This is a genomic window from Mesorhizobium ciceri biovar biserrulae WSM1271 (assembly GCF_000185905.1).
Taxonomy (GTDB): Bacteria; Pseudomonadota; Alphaproteobacteria; order Rhizobiales; family Rhizobiaceae; genus Mesorhizobium; species Mesorhizobium ciceri.
In genome coordinates this window covers 71,814-86,521 of sequence record NC_014923.1, presented here as the reverse complement: position 1 = coordinate 86,521, position 14,708 = coordinate 71,814, and the positions used below count along the sequence as shown (strand labels likewise).

The 14,708-nt window shown below is 61.5% G+C and carries 13 protein-coding genes and 1 tRNA gene; 7 read left to right on the top strand and 7 right to left on the bottom strand.

All coding sequences use genetic code 11. The annotated features are described in order from the left end of the window. The first annotated feature begins 9 nt into the window (after positions 1-9). From MESCI_RS00405 to MESCI_RS00390, 4 genes are read left to right on the top strand one after another with little or no spacing between them, the layout of a single operon-like run. Positions 10-897 carry an ABC transporter permease gene (locus MESCI_RS00405; protein ID WP_013527953.1) on the top strand — a complete coding sequence of 296 codons (888 nt, stop codon included), beginning with the start codon at positions 10-12 and terminating at the stop codon, positions 895-897. Continuing rightward, entirely contained in the window at positions 890-2,032 is a 1,143-nt protein-coding gene (locus tag MESCI_RS00400; protein WP_013527952.1) for a quaternary amine ABC transporter ATP-binding protein, read from the top strand. Before MESCI_RS00405 ends, MESCI_RS00400 begins: the two co-directional genes overlap by 8 nt. 3 nt (positions 2,033-2,035) lie before the next feature. Next, a complete protein-coding gene (locus MESCI_RS00395; protein WP_245268580.1) occupies positions 2,036-2,923 on the top strand; it encodes an alpha/beta fold hydrolase in 888 nt (295 codons plus the stop codon). A gap of 29 nt (positions 2,924-2,952) precedes the next feature. Further along, positions 2,953-3,933 (top strand): GlxA family transcriptional regulator, encoded by a 981-nt coding sequence (locus MESCI_RS00390; protein WP_013527950.1) that lies wholly within the window; start codon positions 2,953-2,955, stop codon positions 3,931-3,933. 50 nt (positions 3,934-3,983) lie between these two features. Here MESCI_RS00390 and MESCI_RS00385 read toward each other — a convergent pair. Continuing rightward, positions 3,984-4,059 (bottom strand) — tRNA-Thr (locus MESCI_RS00385). Between the two features lie 331 nt (positions 4,060-4,390). Between MESCI_RS00385 and MESCI_RS00380 the strand changes: the two genes are divergently transcribed. Beyond that, positions 4,391-5,530, top strand: a complete 1,140-nt coding sequence (locus tag MESCI_RS00380; RefSeq protein WP_164753685.1) for a hypothetical protein — start codon at positions 4,391-4,393, stop codon at positions 5,528-5,530. Between the two features lie 20 nt (positions 5,531-5,550). Here the strand turns inward: MESCI_RS00380 and MESCI_RS00375 are convergent, their stop codons facing one another. Further along, entirely contained in the window at positions 5,551-7,152 is a 1,602-nt protein-coding gene (locus MESCI_RS00375; RefSeq protein ID WP_013527948.1) for a cisplatin damage response ATP-dependent DNA ligase, read from the bottom strand. A 4-nt stretch (positions 7,153-7,156) separates the two neighbouring features. Further along, positions 7,157-8,167 (bottom strand): ligase-associated DNA damage response exonuclease, encoded by a 1,011-nt coding sequence (locus tag MESCI_RS00370; RefSeq protein WP_013527947.1) that lies wholly within the window; start codon positions 8,165-8,167, stop codon positions 7,157-7,159. Between the two features lie 106 nt (positions 8,168-8,273). Here MESCI_RS00370 and MESCI_RS00365 point away from each other — a divergent pair, with 106 nt between their 5' ends. Next, positions 8,274-9,203 carry a class I SAM-dependent DNA methyltransferase gene (locus tag MESCI_RS00365; protein ID WP_013527946.1) on the top strand — a complete coding sequence of 310 codons (930 nt, stop codon included), beginning with the start codon at positions 8,274-8,276 and terminating at the stop codon, positions 9,201-9,203. A 286-nt stretch (positions 9,204-9,489) separates the two neighbouring features. After that, complete coding sequence (locus tag MESCI_RS00360) at positions 9,490-9,852, top strand: hypothetical protein (RefSeq protein ID WP_013527945.1); 363 nt, start codon at positions 9,490-9,492, stop codon at positions 9,850-9,852. Here MESCI_RS00360 and MESCI_RS00355 read toward each other — a convergent pair whose 3' ends face one another. The 4 genes from MESCI_RS00355 to MESCI_RS00340 are packed head-to-tail and all read right to left on the bottom strand — an operon-like array spanning position 9,853 to position 14,694. Beyond that, complete coding sequence (locus MESCI_RS00355) at positions 9,853-10,794, bottom strand: 2-hydroxyacid dehydrogenase (RefSeq protein WP_013527944.1); 942 nt, start codon at positions 10,792-10,794, stop codon at positions 9,853-9,855. It abuts the gene before it with no gap. Positions 10,795-10,823: 29 nt separating this feature from the next. Next, positions 10,824-12,455, bottom strand: coding sequence for an ABC transporter ATP-binding protein (locus tag MESCI_RS00350; RefSeq protein WP_013527943.1), 1,632 nt, complete (start codon positions 12,453-12,455; stop codon positions 10,824-10,826). Next, positions 12,452-13,597: an ABC transporter permease gene (locus MESCI_RS00345; protein WP_013527942.1), complete on the bottom strand. Its 1,146-nt coding sequence runs from the start codon at positions 13,595-13,597 to the stop codon at positions 12,452-12,454. The genes MESCI_RS00350 and MESCI_RS00345 overlap by 4 nt, the downstream gene beginning before the upstream one ends. After that, on the bottom strand, positions 13,597-14,694 hold the full coding sequence (locus tag MESCI_RS00340) for a microcin C ABC transporter permease YejB (protein ID WP_013527941.1): 1,098 nt from the start codon (positions 14,692-14,694) through the stop codon (positions 13,597-13,599). Before MESCI_RS00340 ends, MESCI_RS00345 begins: the two co-directional genes overlap by 1 nt. Positions 14,695-14,708 lie beyond the last annotated feature (14 nt).

Below are 14,708 nucleotides of genomic sequence, written 5' to 3'. Positions count from 1 at the left end.
GAACTCCTCATGGATTGGCTGACAAATTTTCCCCATCTCAATGACGAGGCCTTGCGGCTTGTCAAAAAGGGGCTGGATGACGCTTTTCGAACCTTCACCCGAACATACGGCGATTCAATTGAGGGCCTTTTCGCGCCGTTGCAGTACCTTCTGATCAAGTGCGAGCACTTTCTAACCGACACGCCCTGGCCGCTGATCATTTCGCTGGCGGCTGGGCTGGCATGGCTTGCATCCCGAAACTTGACAACCGTGGCTGGAACCGTCGTCACCCTCGTTGCAATCGGGTTCCTGAACATGTGGGACGATACGATGAAGACGGTGTCCATGATCCTTGTCTCGACGATCATAGCCATCGTGCTCGGTGCGCCGGTTGGAATTGCGATGTCGAGATCGGAGCGCATCCAGAGGGTCATCAATCCGGTACTCGATGTCATGCAAACCATGCCAAGCTTCGTTTATCTGATCCCGGTGGTGATGCTGCTGGGAATCGGCAAGGTTCCTGGTGTGATTGCCGTCGTAATCTATGCGATCCCTCCCATGATCAGGCTGACAAATCTGGGCATCCGCCTCGTGGACAAGGATGTATTAGAGGCGGCCGATGCCTTCGGTTCGTCCAATTGGCAAAAGCTGCGAGACGTCCAGATTCCCCTGGCGCTGCCGACCATCATGGCTGGCGTCAATCAGACCATCATGATGGCATTAGCCATGGTCGTCATTGCGTCGATGATCGGGGTGCAGGGTTTGGGTCAACCGGTCCTCAAAGCGATCAACAATCAGTATTTCACGCTGGGTTTGTTCAATGGACTAGCCATTGTTGGTATCGCCATCATTTTTGACCGTATCAGCCAAGCTTATGGCAAGCGGCTGCAGCGACACCTGGAGTTGATGCATGCCTGATCGTGAAGAAAAACAAGTCGGAATCGTTATCTCACATCTGTTCAAGATCTTCGGAGCCAATGCCAATAACCACCTGAATGCATTGGCGAAAGGCATGACGAAAGCTGAGTTGAACGAACGCCACGGGCTTGTCCTCGGACTGAACGACGTTAGCATCAATATGGCTGCTGGTCAGGTCCACGTCATAATGGGCCTTTCGGGATCCGGGAAATCCACCTTGATACGGCACATTAACCGGCTGGTTGAGCCGACGGCTGGCCAGATCATCGTTGGCGGCCAGGACGTTCTCAAATTGGATGAGCATGCTTTGCGGGCCTTTCGTCGCAACACCACGGCGATGGTGTTTCAAAAATTTGCTTTGCTTCCGCATCGCAACGTTCTGGAGAACACCCTGTACGGCCTGGAGATCCAAGGCGGCGATCGCTATAGGCATCGTGAAAAGGCGATGCGCTGGATTTCACGCGTTGGGTTGAACGGATTTGAAAACCGGTATCCGAATCAGCTTTCGGGCGGCATGCAGCAACGTGTCGGGTTGGCTCGGGCTTTGGCAAGCGACTCGCCAATCCTGCTGATGGACGAGGCGTTTTCTGCCCTCGATCCCCTCATTCGATCAGACATGCAGGAGATGCTGCGGAATATTCAGCAGGAGGTGAAAAAAACGATCGTGTTCATCACGCACGATCTTGATGAGGCGTTGAGACTGGGAGACCAGATTGCCATCCTTCGCAACGGCGAGGTGGTTCAACAAGGTTCGAGCCAGGACATCGTTCTTCGGCCGGCAGATGACTACGTGGCCTCGTTTGTAAAGGACGTCAACAGAGGACGTATAATACGAGTTGACGCGATCATGACGCCGTCAAATCCGGCGAGCGCTTTGCCGAAATCTCTTCTCTCAGCTGACACCACCCTGAATGCGGCTGCAAAGCTGATGTGCCAGCATGGCGGGCACGAGAGCGTCGTCGTCGACGGACACGGCAAACCGTTGGGTCGAGTGACAAAGGACCAGATCATGGCGGCCATGATTGGATACGGCGGACTGTGGGGTAGCGAAAACGGTGGGGGCACCAGTTCATTTCGACCGGTGTTGTACTCTGCCAATCAGCCGGCGAATCCAGGGAACCGCGCAGAACGATAGGCTATGTCGCTCGGGATCGTTCCGCCTTGGCACGATTTCCGCAATCATCATCATCATAGAGGTTATCAAGAGGCACCGATGCTGAAGCTAGATCAGTCGTTTCGTTTTGAAGGCCAGGACGTTGCGTGGGGCCGGATCGGGGAGGGCGCTCCCTTGGTGATGCTTCATGGAACGCCGTTTTCGTCACAAGTATGGCGCCGCATAGCGCCTCTCATAGCTTCACGCCGGACGGTCTATTTCTTCGATCTCCTCGGATATGGTCAATCCGCAAAGGCGGATGGTCAGGATGTGTCGCTAGGCGTGCAGAACAAACTTTTTGCCTCACTGTTGAAGGAGTGGGGCGTGAAGGAGCCTGACGTCCTTTGTCATGATTTTGGCGGCTCGACTGCACTTCGCACCCACTATCTTAACGATGTGCGGTATCGTAGCCTGTTGTTGGTCGACCCTGTGGCGGTCGCCCCTTGGGGCTCCGCATTGGTGCAGCATGTGCGAAAGCATGAAGCCGCGTTTGCCGGCGCCCCGGATTACATTCACGAATCGATCTTGCGAGCGTACCTGCAAGGCGCGGCGTTCCAGACCCTTCGCAGCGAAGCTCTGGACCTCTATATGCAGCCTTGGCTTGGGCCCGTAGGCAAGCCGGCCTTCTATCGACAGATCGCCCAAATGGATCAAAAATTCACCGACGAAGTCGAAAAGCTTTATAGGCCGATGAATTTTCCCGTTCGAATTCTATGGGGTCGTGAAGACGAGTGGATCCCAATCGCGCAAGGACAGAAATTGTCCGAGAAGCTCACCAACGGGGTGATGACGGCCGTGCCTCAAGCAGGTCATCTCGTCCAGGAAGATGCGCCTGAAATGATCGTCGCGGCACTTTTCGATACGCTGCAGTAGTTCTCCGATCTAACCGGTGATGACGAGAGATGGCCAGAAAGTTTGCGTTTCTGCTGACGCGCCATTTTACGCTTTCGCCGTTTGCGCTTTTCGTCGACACGCTGCGGCTTGCGGGCGACGAGGATGATCGGAGTCGAAGAGTAGAGTTCGACTGGCAAGTGGTTGGCGAGCGTGGTTTGCCTATCCGCGCAAGTTGCGGCATCGAAGTGATGCCGACGAGAGAACTCCAGCACCCGGAGGAATACGACGATATCGTTGTCGTTGGCGGGCTTCTGAACACGGGCGATACTCTTGGAAGCCAGAAGGAAGCCTTCCTGCTAAAAGCCGCATCGCGCGGAGTTCGATTGACGGCGCTCTGCACAGCCAGTTTCGTACTCGCTCGATATGGATTGCTGGACGGCTACAACGTGTCCGTGAGCTGGCTCCACGTCAAAGATTTCCGTACCATGTTCCCGCAAGTCTTGGCACATGCGGATAGCCTGTTCTCCGTCGACAGAAGCCGCGCAACCTGCGCTGGCGGTGTCGGAGCGGCGGACCTTGCTGGTCATTTTGTGGCAGAGTCCATTGGTAAGAAAGCCAGCGAGAAAGCTGCCAAGATCCTTATTCTTGATCGGGTCAGGACGACCCGCGACGTCCAGCCCGTTGGAGATCTTTTCCCAAACGCCGAAAGTAGACAACTGAGGCGTGCCCTCCTTCTCATGGAGAGCAACGTCCAAGAAACGTTGGCTGTCAGCGACATTGCAGGGTCGCTCAGCGTTTCGAGACGACAGCTTGAACGGTTGTTTTTTGCTGAAATCGGTAGGAGCCCACTGTCGGCATATCTCGCGATACGCGTGCAATACGCAAAGACGCTCCTCGAGGTTAGCGACCTAAACATGGGCGAGATTGGATTCCGCTGTGGCTTCAGCAATGCGGGACACTTCAGCCGCGCCTTCAAGCGCCAAACTGGCCTTACTCCCACCGACTTCAAGCAGTCCCGAGGCACGTCAGCCGTCCCATCTAGGTCGTGAGATGTTGGGGGGGGCGGCCCCCAACGAATGGACGGCTGTGAACAAGTGAATGGTGCCGCTTGCGTGACTCGAACACGCGACCCCCGCATTACGAATGCGGTGCTCTACCAACTGAGCTAAAGCGGCCCGGGAAGCCAACGCCTCCAAGATGCGGCGGTGATAGACGCAACCGGGCGCGAATTCAAGATGCGACTTGGCAATTCCTGCGGCGGCGTCATGGCACCCTCGAAAGCCGGCCGCCGCCTTGTCCGCCAATCAATCGTCAAGGGGATGCGGCGCATGGTGCGTGCGCTCCCCGCGCGTGAAGATTGGTGAAACATGCTGATTTTGTTGCCGGAACAGCGCCGGAATGGACTTTGCATACCTCCGCGAGGCAGAATGCGCCGCTCGCCCGTTGATTGATTGGTCGCCTGCGGCTAACGATCACGGCAAGGTTGGCAAAGACAGAGGGACCCGCTTGGACGCGATCGAAAAAGCGATCCGGAACGCCTTGGAGAAAGGCAATGCCGAGGACCGCGCGTTCCGCGAGAGGGTCTATCGCTCGGCTTTTGCCGCGCTTGATCGCGCGCTCCAGGCCAATCCCGGTGTGACCGTTGAGGTCGCCATCAAGCGCCGCAAGGCAATCCAGGCGAAAATCACCGAAATCGAATCCGAGTTCCTGCCGGCGGTGCCGGATGTCGGCCCGCAGGGCGATGCACCGGCGGTCGAACTCGGAGCGGACTCGGCGCCCGCGGTCGAAACCGGCCGACAGGCATCGTCCCCCGATGTCGTCGTCGACGGCCCCGTGCAATCCGCTGCCGATGCGCCGCGCTCGCGCGTCCTGCCCGTCGTTCCCGACATCATGCCGGACGCCTCGCTTCCCGATGCTCCGGCCATCGACATGTCGGTTCCGGCCGCGGCCGGCGCGACCACGGAAGTGGCGCCCGACCGCGATGAAAGACGCATAAGAGGGCGTCGCCTGCCGCTGACCGCCATCTTCCTGACCGTGACACTGCTGGCAGCAGTTGGCATCGGCCTGTTCTTCGCCGTGCAGACCGGCGTGTTCAAGACATCCGCGCAACTCGACACCGCACCGCCTGAAGCGCCGCCGACCGTCGAGGACGACGATTTCACACCGGCCGACGGCGGTCCGGCAAAACCCGGCGCCGCCGACCAGTCGCGCGACTGGATCAATGTGTTTTCGCCGGCCGATGCATCGCATGTCAGTGCGCCATCGGACGCCAGGGCCGAGGTGATGAAGGACGATACCGGTTCGTTCCTGCGCATCCGTTCCGGCGCGTCCGGTTCGGCGATCAGCTTCGACGTTGGACAAGGCGTGCTGGAGAAACTGGCCGGCAAACATGCCGTGTTCGACATCATTGCCCGCTCCGAAGAAGGCAAGGAGACGCAGATTTCGGTCGACTGCAATTTCGGCGAACTCGGCGACTGCGGCCGCAAGCGCTATGCGGTCGGCCAGCAGCAGAACGAATATCTGTTCGACGTGCAGTTTCCCGACAAGCATCCGGGCTCGGCCGGCACCATTGCCATCAATTCCGACTTCGACAAGCAGGGCAAGGCCGCCGACATCTACGAAATCCGCGTTTCGATCGAGCCATAGCGAACCCCGCACCGCGCGAATTATCGGTCGAGCAGCGCCTGCAGCGTTTCGATGCGGTCGGCCTCGTTGGCCGGCTTGTCCCAGCGCAATCGCGAAATGCGGGGAAAGCGCATGGCGACGCCGGATTTGTGCCGGGTCGAGCGGTTCAGTCCTTCGAAGGCGACTTCCAGCACCAGGCCGTTGTCGCGGTCGGCCCGCACCGAGCGCACCGGCCCGAAACGCTCGATCGTGTTGTCGCGGACATATTTGTCGATCTGCTTCAGTTCCTCGTCGGTGAAGCCGAAATAGGCCTTGCCGACCGGTACCAGTTCCTCTTCGCCTTCGGCACCTGTCCAGACACCGAACGTATAGTCGGAATAGAAGCTCGACCGCTTGCCGTGGCCGCGCTGCGCATACATCAGCACCGCGTCCACTGTGTGCGGATCGCGTTTCCACTTGAACCACGGACCTTTCGGCCGGCCGGCGACATAGGCTGAGTCCCAGCGCTTCAGCATGACGCCTTCGATGATCGGATGCGGCGGCGCCCGGCGCAGTTCCTCCAGCGTTTGCCAGTCCGTGAAGTCGACGAATGGCGACAGATCGAAACGGCTCGGGTCGAGTGTCGCGACAAAGCTTTCCAGCCGGCCGCGCCGTTCGCGAAACGGCAGCGCGCGCAATTCCTCGCCGCCGACCTGGAGCAGATCGTAGCAGCGCATGAAGGCCGGGTATTGCTGCTGCATCTTCGGTGCCACCGTCTTGCGATTCAGCCGTTGCTGCAGATCGGAGAAGGTTCCCGTCGCCTCCCGGGGATCGCCGACAAGCAGTTCGCCGTCCAGCGTTGCGGAAAAATGCATGGCCTCGGCGAGGTCCGGAAAGGCGCCCGAAACGTCATCGCCGGTGCGCGAATAGAGCCGGCGGATGCCGCCCTCCGCCACCGCCTGGACACGGATGCCGTCCCATTTCCATTCGGCGGCATAATCGGCCGGATCGAGCTTTTCGAGATCGCCGTCGCCGACCGGGTTCGACAGCATCACCGGGCGAAACAATGCCAACGCCGTGTTCCTGGGCTTTTCGGCCTTGCCTTCCAGCCAGGCGAACAACGCTGTGTAAGGCGGTGACAGCCCGTGCCAGAGCTCCTCGATCTCCGCGACCTCGACCTTGCCGAAATCCGCCAGCGCCTGTTTGGCCAGACGCGCCGACACGCCGATGCGCAGGCCGCCGGTGACCAGCTTGATGATGGCAAAGCGTGCCGAGATGCCGGCGCTGTCGAGCAGCCCTGCCAGCACCTTCGGTCCGTCGGAGCGGCTTGCCGCCTGCAGCTTGGCGACGACCTCGCCAAGCGTCGGCTCGCGGTTCGGGATGTTTCCGGGCGTTTGCGGCCAGACCAGCGACACCGTTTCGGCGAGATCGCCGACATAGTCGTAGGAATAGCCGAACAGCACCGGATCCATGCGCTCGGTGACGAGCATGCGCAGCATCGCCGGCTTGACCGCGGCGATGTGGAGATCGCCAGTGATGGCAGCCAGCGCCAGGCCGCGATCGGGATCCTCGACGCTGCGGAAATAGTCGGTCAGCAAGGTCAGCTTGCCGTTGCGCGACGGCGTCAGCACCAGGCGGTCGAGAAGTTCGGCGAAGCGGTTCATGGCTTCAATCGCCCTCGTCCTCGTACCCCACCAGGTGCAGCGGCCGCGCCGCGATGCCTTTGAGCTCGCACCAGCGGACCAGCGCCTCCTCGCGGCCATGCGTCACCCAGACCTCTTCGGCTCCGGTCTCCTTGATGGTGGCGGTCAGCTCATCCCAGTCGGCATGGTCCGAGATGATCAGCGGCAGTTCGACGCCGCCCTGCTTGGCGCGCTGGCGGATGCGCATCCAGCCTGACGCAAAGCACGAGATCGGATCGGGAAACCGCCGCGCCCAGCGATCCGCGAAGGCCGAAGGCGGGCCGACGACGATGGCGCCGGCAAAATCATCCTTGCCGCCGCTTTCGACGGTCGCCGGTTCGAGGGTGCCGAGATCGATGCCTTGGCTCTGGTAGTACTCACTGAGTTTGGCCAGCGCGCCATGGATGTAGAGCGGCCTGTCGTAGCCGGCGTCGCGCAACAGCCGCATCACCCGTTGCGCCTTGCCCAGCGCATAGGCGCCGACCAGATGCGAGCGTTCGGGGAACTGCGCGGCCGATTTCAGCAGGCGGGCGATTTCTTCGGTGTCCGGGGGATGGCGAAACACCGGCAGGCCGAACGTCGCTTCGGTGATGAACACATCGCACGGGATCGGCTCGAATGGCGCGCAGGTCGCGTCCCTCTGCCGCTTGTAGTCGCCGGAAGCGACGATGCGCGTGCCCTGATGCTCGACCGCTATCTGCGCCGAGCCCAGCACATGGCCGGCCGGATGGAAGCTGACGCTGACGCCATCGAGGGCAATCGTCTCGCCGAGCCTTGCCGCTTGTGTTGTTCCAGCGAAATCCTCACCGTAGCGCAGCCCCATAATGTCGAGCGTCTGCTGCGTCGCCAGCACCGAGCGGTGGCCGGAACGCGCGTGGTCGGAATGGCCATGCGTGATCAGTGCCCGGTTGACCGGCCGCACCGGGTCGATGAAGAAATCGCCCGGCGGGCAATAGAGGCCCTCGGGCCGGGGGTGAAGCAGAACACTGGTGCGCATGGTCTCCAAGATAGGATATAATTCCGCGGCGGGAAGCCTGTTGTAAGTCACTGCTGACTCCCGCATAGAGCACCGCCGGCTCGATCCGCCGGCAGGACCCGCCGCCATGAAACCGCTTCAGGCCTCGTCAGGCGACTTGAACGCCGATCGCCGCGCCGACTATGCCGAGATGCTGCACGCTGATGGCGATCATGCGGCGGCGGCGGAATTGCTGCTCGGTGCGCTGGAAATAACGCCGCAATGGGCGATGGGCTGGTTTCGCCTCGGCGAGATGCAGCAGGCGGCGGGCGCGGCGGATCTGGCCGCACAGGCGTGGACGATGTCGTTGCAACTCGATCCATCGGATCGTCAAGGCGCTGCACTGAACCTGCAATTGATCGGCAAGGCGCCGGCGGTCGATGCGCTCCCCAGCGCCTTCGTCGAGACCTTGTTCGACCATTATGCCGAGAGCTTCGACGAGTCCCTGGTCGGCAGGCTGGGTTACCGCCTGCCTGGGATGCTCGACCAGGCCATTCGAGCGGCAAGGCCGGGCCGCTTCGCGCTGGCGCTCGATCTCGGCTGCGGCACAGGCCTGATGGGGCAGAGGCTGCGGCCGATCGCCGACCGGCTGGAGGGGTATGACATTTCGGCCAAAATGCTGAGAAAGGCGCGGGCCAAGGGCGTCTACGATTTCCTCGACAAGGCCGATCTGCGGGATTTTCCCTATGCCGGTCCGAAAGCCGATCTGGTGACGGTGGCCGATGTTTTCATCTATGTCGGTGCGCTGGGCGGCGTGGTGAAGACGATTGCCGGCCTGCTGGCCACGGATGGCCTGTTCGCGTTTTCCGTCGAGACGCTGGCTGGCGATGGCGATTTCGCGCTGCTGCCGTCACGCCGCTATGCGCATGCGCAACGCTATGTGCTCGACGTGCTGGCCGCCAACGGGTTTTCGGTCCTGTCACTGGAACCAACCGCGATCCGGCAGGATCGCGGGGAACACGTCAACGGGTTGGTCGTTGTGGCCAGGGCTCCGAACTCAGCTGAACAAAGGACCTGACGGCAGCCGGTCGGCGGTGTCGGCAGCTTTTCGTCGGGTGCGATAGGAATTTTTTCTTGACACCCTGCCCTCAGCTATGGTACATTTTCGCCCATGGTGCTGATTTGCGCCAGTGACCCGCCGGACAGGCGGGTTTTTCGTTTGATGCTCCGTCAGCCGCGCGCCTGCGGAGGGGCAGCCTCGCCGCCTCGCAAATATTCCTGCTGTGAAAAAGTCCGATTTGCATGCGCGACTGATATTTGGCATCTGCTCGCGTCAGGGCGGGATATCAGGAGGAGCATAGCCGATGCGCTGGAACATGATGATCTTGGCCTCTTGCCTGCTGACCGCCGGCTGTGTCGGTGGCACTTCGATGTCGGAACAGCAGGATGCGAACATCCAGTCGTCCCTGCAATATGACAACGTGCCGTGCGACCAGTTGCTGGCGCAGCGCAATGGCTTGGCGCAGCAATACAACCTGCCGATCAAGGCCAAGCCGGCCTTCTCCAATCCGGCGATGGGCTTCGGCCCGTTCACGCCGGACATGCGCTCCAAGGCCAAGCGCGATACCGACAAGGCGAGCGGTGAGATCGATGCCATGAACCGGTCGATCGACCGACGCGACTGCGGCCAGCCGGAGAAGCAGAAGAAGATCGCTCTGCCTGGCTAGCTAGTACCCCGCCTTGCGGTCCACCAGATTGTCGAGCTTTTCGCCGCGTTCGAAGGCGTCCATCTGGCGCAGCATGATCGGCGCCAGATGCACCGGATCGGAGGTCGCCGCCGCATGTGGCGTCACGAACACTTTCGGATGCCCCCACAGCGGACTGGTCTTCGGCAGCGGTTCGACCTCGAACACGTCGAGGCTTGCCTCCTTCAACGTGCCGTCATCCAGCGCCCGCAAAATGTCGGCATCCTTCTGCAGGCGGCCACGCCCGGCATTGATCAGCACCGAGCCGCCGAGGCCGTTGCGTTTCCGCAGCTCCTTCAGCACGCCGTAGTTGATGATGCCCTTGGTCTCCGGCGTCAGCGGCAGAAGCACCACCAGGATGTCGGTTGCCTTGAGGAAGGGGATCAATCCAGCTTCGCCGGAATAGGTCGCGACGCCTTGCATGGCCTTGTCGGTGCGCGACCAGCCATTGACGGCAAAGCCGAGCGAGAGCAGCACCGAGGCCGCGGCGCGGCCGAGACTGCCGAGGCCCATGATGCCGACCGAAATGTCACCGGCAGGCCTCTGCTGCGGCTCATGCCAGATCTTCTTCGACTGCTGCGACCGGTAGAGCAGGCCCTGGCGGTGATGGTCGAGCACCCGCCAGACGACATATTCCGTCATGTACTGGGTGAGGTTGTCGGCAACGATTTTGACGATCGGCACGTCGGGCAGGCCGGGATCGGCGAAGATATGGTCGACGCCGGCGCCGATCGAGAAGATGGCGCGCAGATTGGGCAGCGACGCCAGGATGTTCGGCTTCTGCTTCCATACAACGGCATAGGTGATCGAGGGGTCGCTGGCGCCGTCCGGCTCCAGCACCACCTCGCGTTCGGCCGACAGCAGGTCGCGCCAGCGCTGCGGATGAAAGCCGGTGACGGCAAGCAGGATGCGGCCTTTTTCCATTGCGGTCCTTTAGTCCCTCTTTACGCAAATCACTCGCTGACGATGCCGACCGGTGCCGTCTCGATCTTGAAGGCGGCCGAGATCAGCGCCCGAGTATAGTCGGTTTGCGGATTTTCAAAAATCTGCTGGGAAGGGCCGGCTTCGACGATCCTGCCATTGCGCATGACGATGACGTCGTTGGCGAGCGCGCGGATGACTTTCAAATCATGGCTGATGAAGAGATAGGCGAGGTCGTGCTTGGCCTGCAGGCTGCGCAGCAGGTCGACGACCTGCGCCTGCACGCTCATGTCGAGTGCCGATGTCGGCTCGTCCAGCATGACGAAGCGCGGGTTGAGCACCATGGCGCGTGCGATGGCAACGCGCTGGCGCTGGCCACCGGAAAACTCGTGCGGGTAGCGGTTGCGGGTCGCCGGATCGAGCCCAACCTCCTTCAGCACGGCGGCCACCTTGTCGTCGCGCTCGTCGGGCGACAGCTTCGGCTCGTGGATCTTGAGGCCTTCCTCGATGATCTCGGCGATCGACATGCGCGGGCTGAGCGAGCCGAACGGATCCTGGAAGACGATCTGCAATTCGCGCCTGAGCGGCCGCATTGCATTGAAGGACAGCTGGTTGATGTCGCGACCGTTGAACTGGATCATGCCGGTCGACGAGATCATGCGCGCCAGCGCCAAGCCGAGCGTCGTCTTGCCGGAGCCGGATTCGCCGACCACGCCGAGCGTCTGGCCGGCGCGCACGGTGACATCGATGCCGTCCACTGCCTTCACATTGTCGACGGTGCGGCGGAAGAAGCCCTGCTTGATCGGGAACCAGACCTTTATGTCCTTGCCGGTCATGACCGGCTTGGCGTCGGCATTGGCGGCCGGCGGCTTGCCCTTCGGCTCGGCCGCCAGCAGATGCCTTGTGTAGGCATGCTGCGGATTGGCGAAGATCTCCTTGGTCGGGCCGGTCTCGACGATCTTGCCCTTGGTCATCACGCAGACGCGGTCGGCAATCTTGCGCACGATGCCGAGATCATGGGTGATGAACAGCATCGACATGCCCTTGCGGCTCTTCAAGCCGGCCAGCAGTTCGAGGATCTGCGCCTGAACGGTGACGTCGAGCGCCGTCGTCGGCTCGTCGGCGATCAGAAGTTCGGGCTCGTTGGCCAGCGCCATGGCGATCATCACGCGCTGGCGCTGGCCCCCGGACAACTGGTGTGGATAGGCATCGAGGCGCTTGTGCGGATCGCGGATGCCAACCTCGTTGAGCAGGGCCAGCGTGCGCTCCTTGGCGGGGCGGTCGGCCATGCCTTGGTGCAGCTTCAGGATCTCGACGATTTGATGCTCGATCGTGTGCAGCGGATTGAGCGAGGTCATCGGCTCCTGGAAGATCATGGTGATCTTGTTGCCGCGCACCTGCCGCAACTGCTTCTCGCCCATCGCCAGCAGGTCGTTGCCCTGGAACACGATCTTTCCCGAGGGGTGGCTGGCGCTTGGATAGGGCAAAAGCTTCAGCACCGAAAGCGCCGAGACCGATTTGCCGGAGCCGGATTCGCCGACCAGCGCCACCGTCTCGCCCTTGGCGATGTCGAACGAGATGTGGTCGACCGCCGTCGACTGGCCGCCGCCCTGGCTGAAGGCGACGCTGAGGTCCTGTACGCTGAGCAAGGGGGCTTCGCTCATCGGAACGTCTTGCGCGGATCGAAGGCGTCGCGCGTCGCCTCGCCGACGAAGACCAGCAGCGACAGCATCAGCGAGATGACGACGAAGCCGGAAATGCCGAGCCACGGCGCATTGAGGTTGCGCTGCGCCTGCTTCAGCAGCTCGCCAAGCGAGGCGGAGCCGGGCGGCAGGCCAAAACCGAGATAGTCGAGCGAGGTCAGCGTCGAGATCGAGCCCGAGAGCAGGAAGGGCATGAAGGTCAGTGTCGCCACCATGGCGTTGGGCAACAGGTGCCGGAACATGATGGTGCGGTTGGGCACGCCGAGCGCCCGGGCCGCGTTGACATATTCGAAATTGCGGGCGCGCAGGAACTCGGCCCGCACCACGCCGACCAGCGCCACCCAGGAAAACAGCAGCATCAGGCCGAGCAGGATGAAGAAGCCCGGCGGCAGGATGGCGGCGACGATGAGCAGGAGATAGAGCACCGGGATGGCGGACCAGATCTCGATGAAACGCTGGAACAAGAGATCCGTCCAGCCGCCGAAATAGCCTTGCACGGCGCCGGCCGCGACGCCGATCAAGGCGGAGCCGGCGGTCAGGATCAGGCCGAACAGCACCGAAATGCGGAAGCCGTAGATGACGCGCGCCAGCACGTCGCGCGCCTGGTCGTCGGTGCCGAGCCAATTCCAGTTGCCGACGATGCAGGCGGGGTCGGCAGCACCCTGCGGATACTGGTTGCAGCGTGTCTTGGCGTCATACTGCCACGACGGCCTGGCCGGTGCTGCTTCGGGAATAGCGTTGTTGACCGTCTGATAGGAGTAGCGCACCGGCGGCCAGATCATCCAGCCATTGGCGTTGATCTCGTCCTGGATGACCGGATCGCGATAGTCGGTGACGGCATAGAAGCCGCCGAATTTTTCCTCGGGGTAGGCGACCAACACCGGAAACAGGATTTCGCCCTTGTAGGAAGCGATGATCGGCTTGTCGTTGGCGATGAACTCGGAAAACAGCGACAGCACGAACAGGACGAGGAAGATCCACAGCGACCAGTAGCCGCGGCGGTTGGCTTTGAAGTTCTGCAGGCGGCGCTTGTTGAGCGGCGACAGAAACGGCCGCTTGATCCGCGCGGGTGCCGCGTCGACGGGGACTGTAGCCTCCGACATCAGACGTCTCTCCGCTCGAAATCGATGCGCGGATCGACCCAGGTGTAGAGCAGGTCGGACAAGAGCCCGACGAACAGCCCGAGCAGCGAGAAGATGTAGAGATTGGCGAACACCACCGGATAGTCGCGCTCGACCACCGACCGGAAGCCGAGCAGACCGAGGCCATCGAGGGAGAAGATGTTCTCGATCAGCAGCGAGCCGGTGAAGAAGGCCGAGATGAAGGCGCCGGGAAACCCGGCGATGACGATCAGCATGGCGTTGCGGAAGACGTGGCCGTAGAGCACCTGCCGTTCCGACAGACCCTTGGCCCGCGCCGTCACCACATACTGTTTGCGGATTTCTTCGAGGAACGAGTTCTTGGTCAGCAGCGTCGTGGTGGCGAAGGCCGACAGCACCAGCGCGGTCAGCGGCAATGTCATGTGCCAGAAATAGTCGACGATCTTTCCCCACCACGACAATTGATCCCAATTGTCCGAGGTGAGGCCGCGCAACGGAAACCAGTCCCAGAAAGACCCGCCGGCAAACAGCACCATCAGCATGATGCCGAACAGGAAGCCCGGAATGGCATAGCCGACAATGACGACGCCGCTGGTCCAGACGTCGAAGGGAGTGCCGTCCTTGACAGCCTTGCGGATGCCGAGCGGGATCGAGATCAAATAGGACAACAGCGTGATCCACAGCCCGATCGAGATCGACACCGGCATTTTTTCCAGGATCAGGTCGAGCACCGAAATGTCGCGGAAATAGCTGTCGCCGAAATCGAAGCGGGCATAGTTCCACAGCATCATGCCGAAGCGCTCGAGCGGCGGCTTGTCGAAGCCGAACTGCTTTTCCAGCTTCTTGATGAATTCCGGATCGAGCCCCTGCGCACCGCGATATTTCGAGCTGACGTCACCGGCGGCATCGAAATTGCCGCCGGCACCCGCGTCGCCGCCACCACCGCCGAGGCGGTCGCTGCCGCCCTGATTGGTCAGCCGGGCGATGACCTGTTCGACCGGACCGCCGGGGGCGAACTGGATGACGGCGAAGGATATCGCCATGATGCCGAACAGCGTCGGGATCATCAACAGGATGCGGCGCAGGATATAGGCGCCCATCAGGCCTTCTGCCC

What these genes read in the sequence shown, in the direction of transcription:
- MESCI_RS00405 (WP_013527953.1), top strand. Translation starts at nt 10, where the DNA reads ATGGATTGGCTGACAAATTTTCCCCATCTCAATGACGAGGCCTTGCGG.
- MESCI_RS00400 (WP_013527952.1), top strand. Translation starts at nt 890, where the DNA reads ATGCCTGATCGTGAAGAAAAACAAGTCGGAATCGTTATCTCACATCTG.
- MESCI_RS00395 (WP_245268580.1), top strand. Translation starts at nt 2,036, where the DNA reads ATGTCGCTCGGGATCGTTCCGCCTTGGCACGATTTCCGCAATCATCAT.
- MESCI_RS00390 (WP_013527950.1), top strand. Translation starts at nt 2,953, where the DNA reads ATGGCCAGAAAGTTTGCGTTTCTGCTGACGCGCCATTTTACGCTTTCG.
- MESCI_RS00375 (WP_013527948.1), bottom strand. Translation starts at nt 7,152, where the DNA reads ATGAACCGCTTCGCCGAACTTCTCGACCGCCTGGTGCTGACGCCGTCG.
- MESCI_RS00370 (WP_013527947.1), bottom strand. Translation starts at nt 8,167, where the DNA reads ATGCGCACCAGTGTTCTGCTTCACCCCCGGCCCGAGGGCCTCTATTGC.
- MESCI_RS00365 (WP_013527946.1), top strand. Translation starts at nt 8,274, where the DNA reads ATGAAACCGCTTCAGGCCTCGTCAGGCGACTTGAACGCCGATCGCCGC.
- MESCI_RS00360 (WP_013527945.1), top strand. Translation starts at nt 9,490, where the DNA reads ATGCGCTGGAACATGATGATCTTGGCCTCTTGCCTGCTGACCGCCGGC.
- MESCI_RS00355 (WP_013527944.1), bottom strand. Translation starts at nt 10,794, where the DNA reads ATGGAAAAAGGCCGCATCCTGCTTGCCGTCACCGGCTTTCATCCGCAG.
- MESCI_RS00350 (WP_013527943.1), bottom strand. Translation starts at nt 12,455, where the DNA reads ATGAGCGAAGCCCCCTTGCTCAGCGTACAGGACCTCAGCGTCGCCTTC.
- MESCI_RS00345 (WP_013527942.1), bottom strand. Translation starts at nt 13,597, where the DNA reads ATGTCGGAGGCTACAGTCCCCGTCGACGCGGCACCCGCGCGGATCAAG.
- MESCI_RS00340 (WP_013527941.1), bottom strand. Translation starts at nt 14,694, where the DNA reads ATGGGCGCCTATATCCTGCGCCGCATCCTGTTGATGATCCCGACGCTG.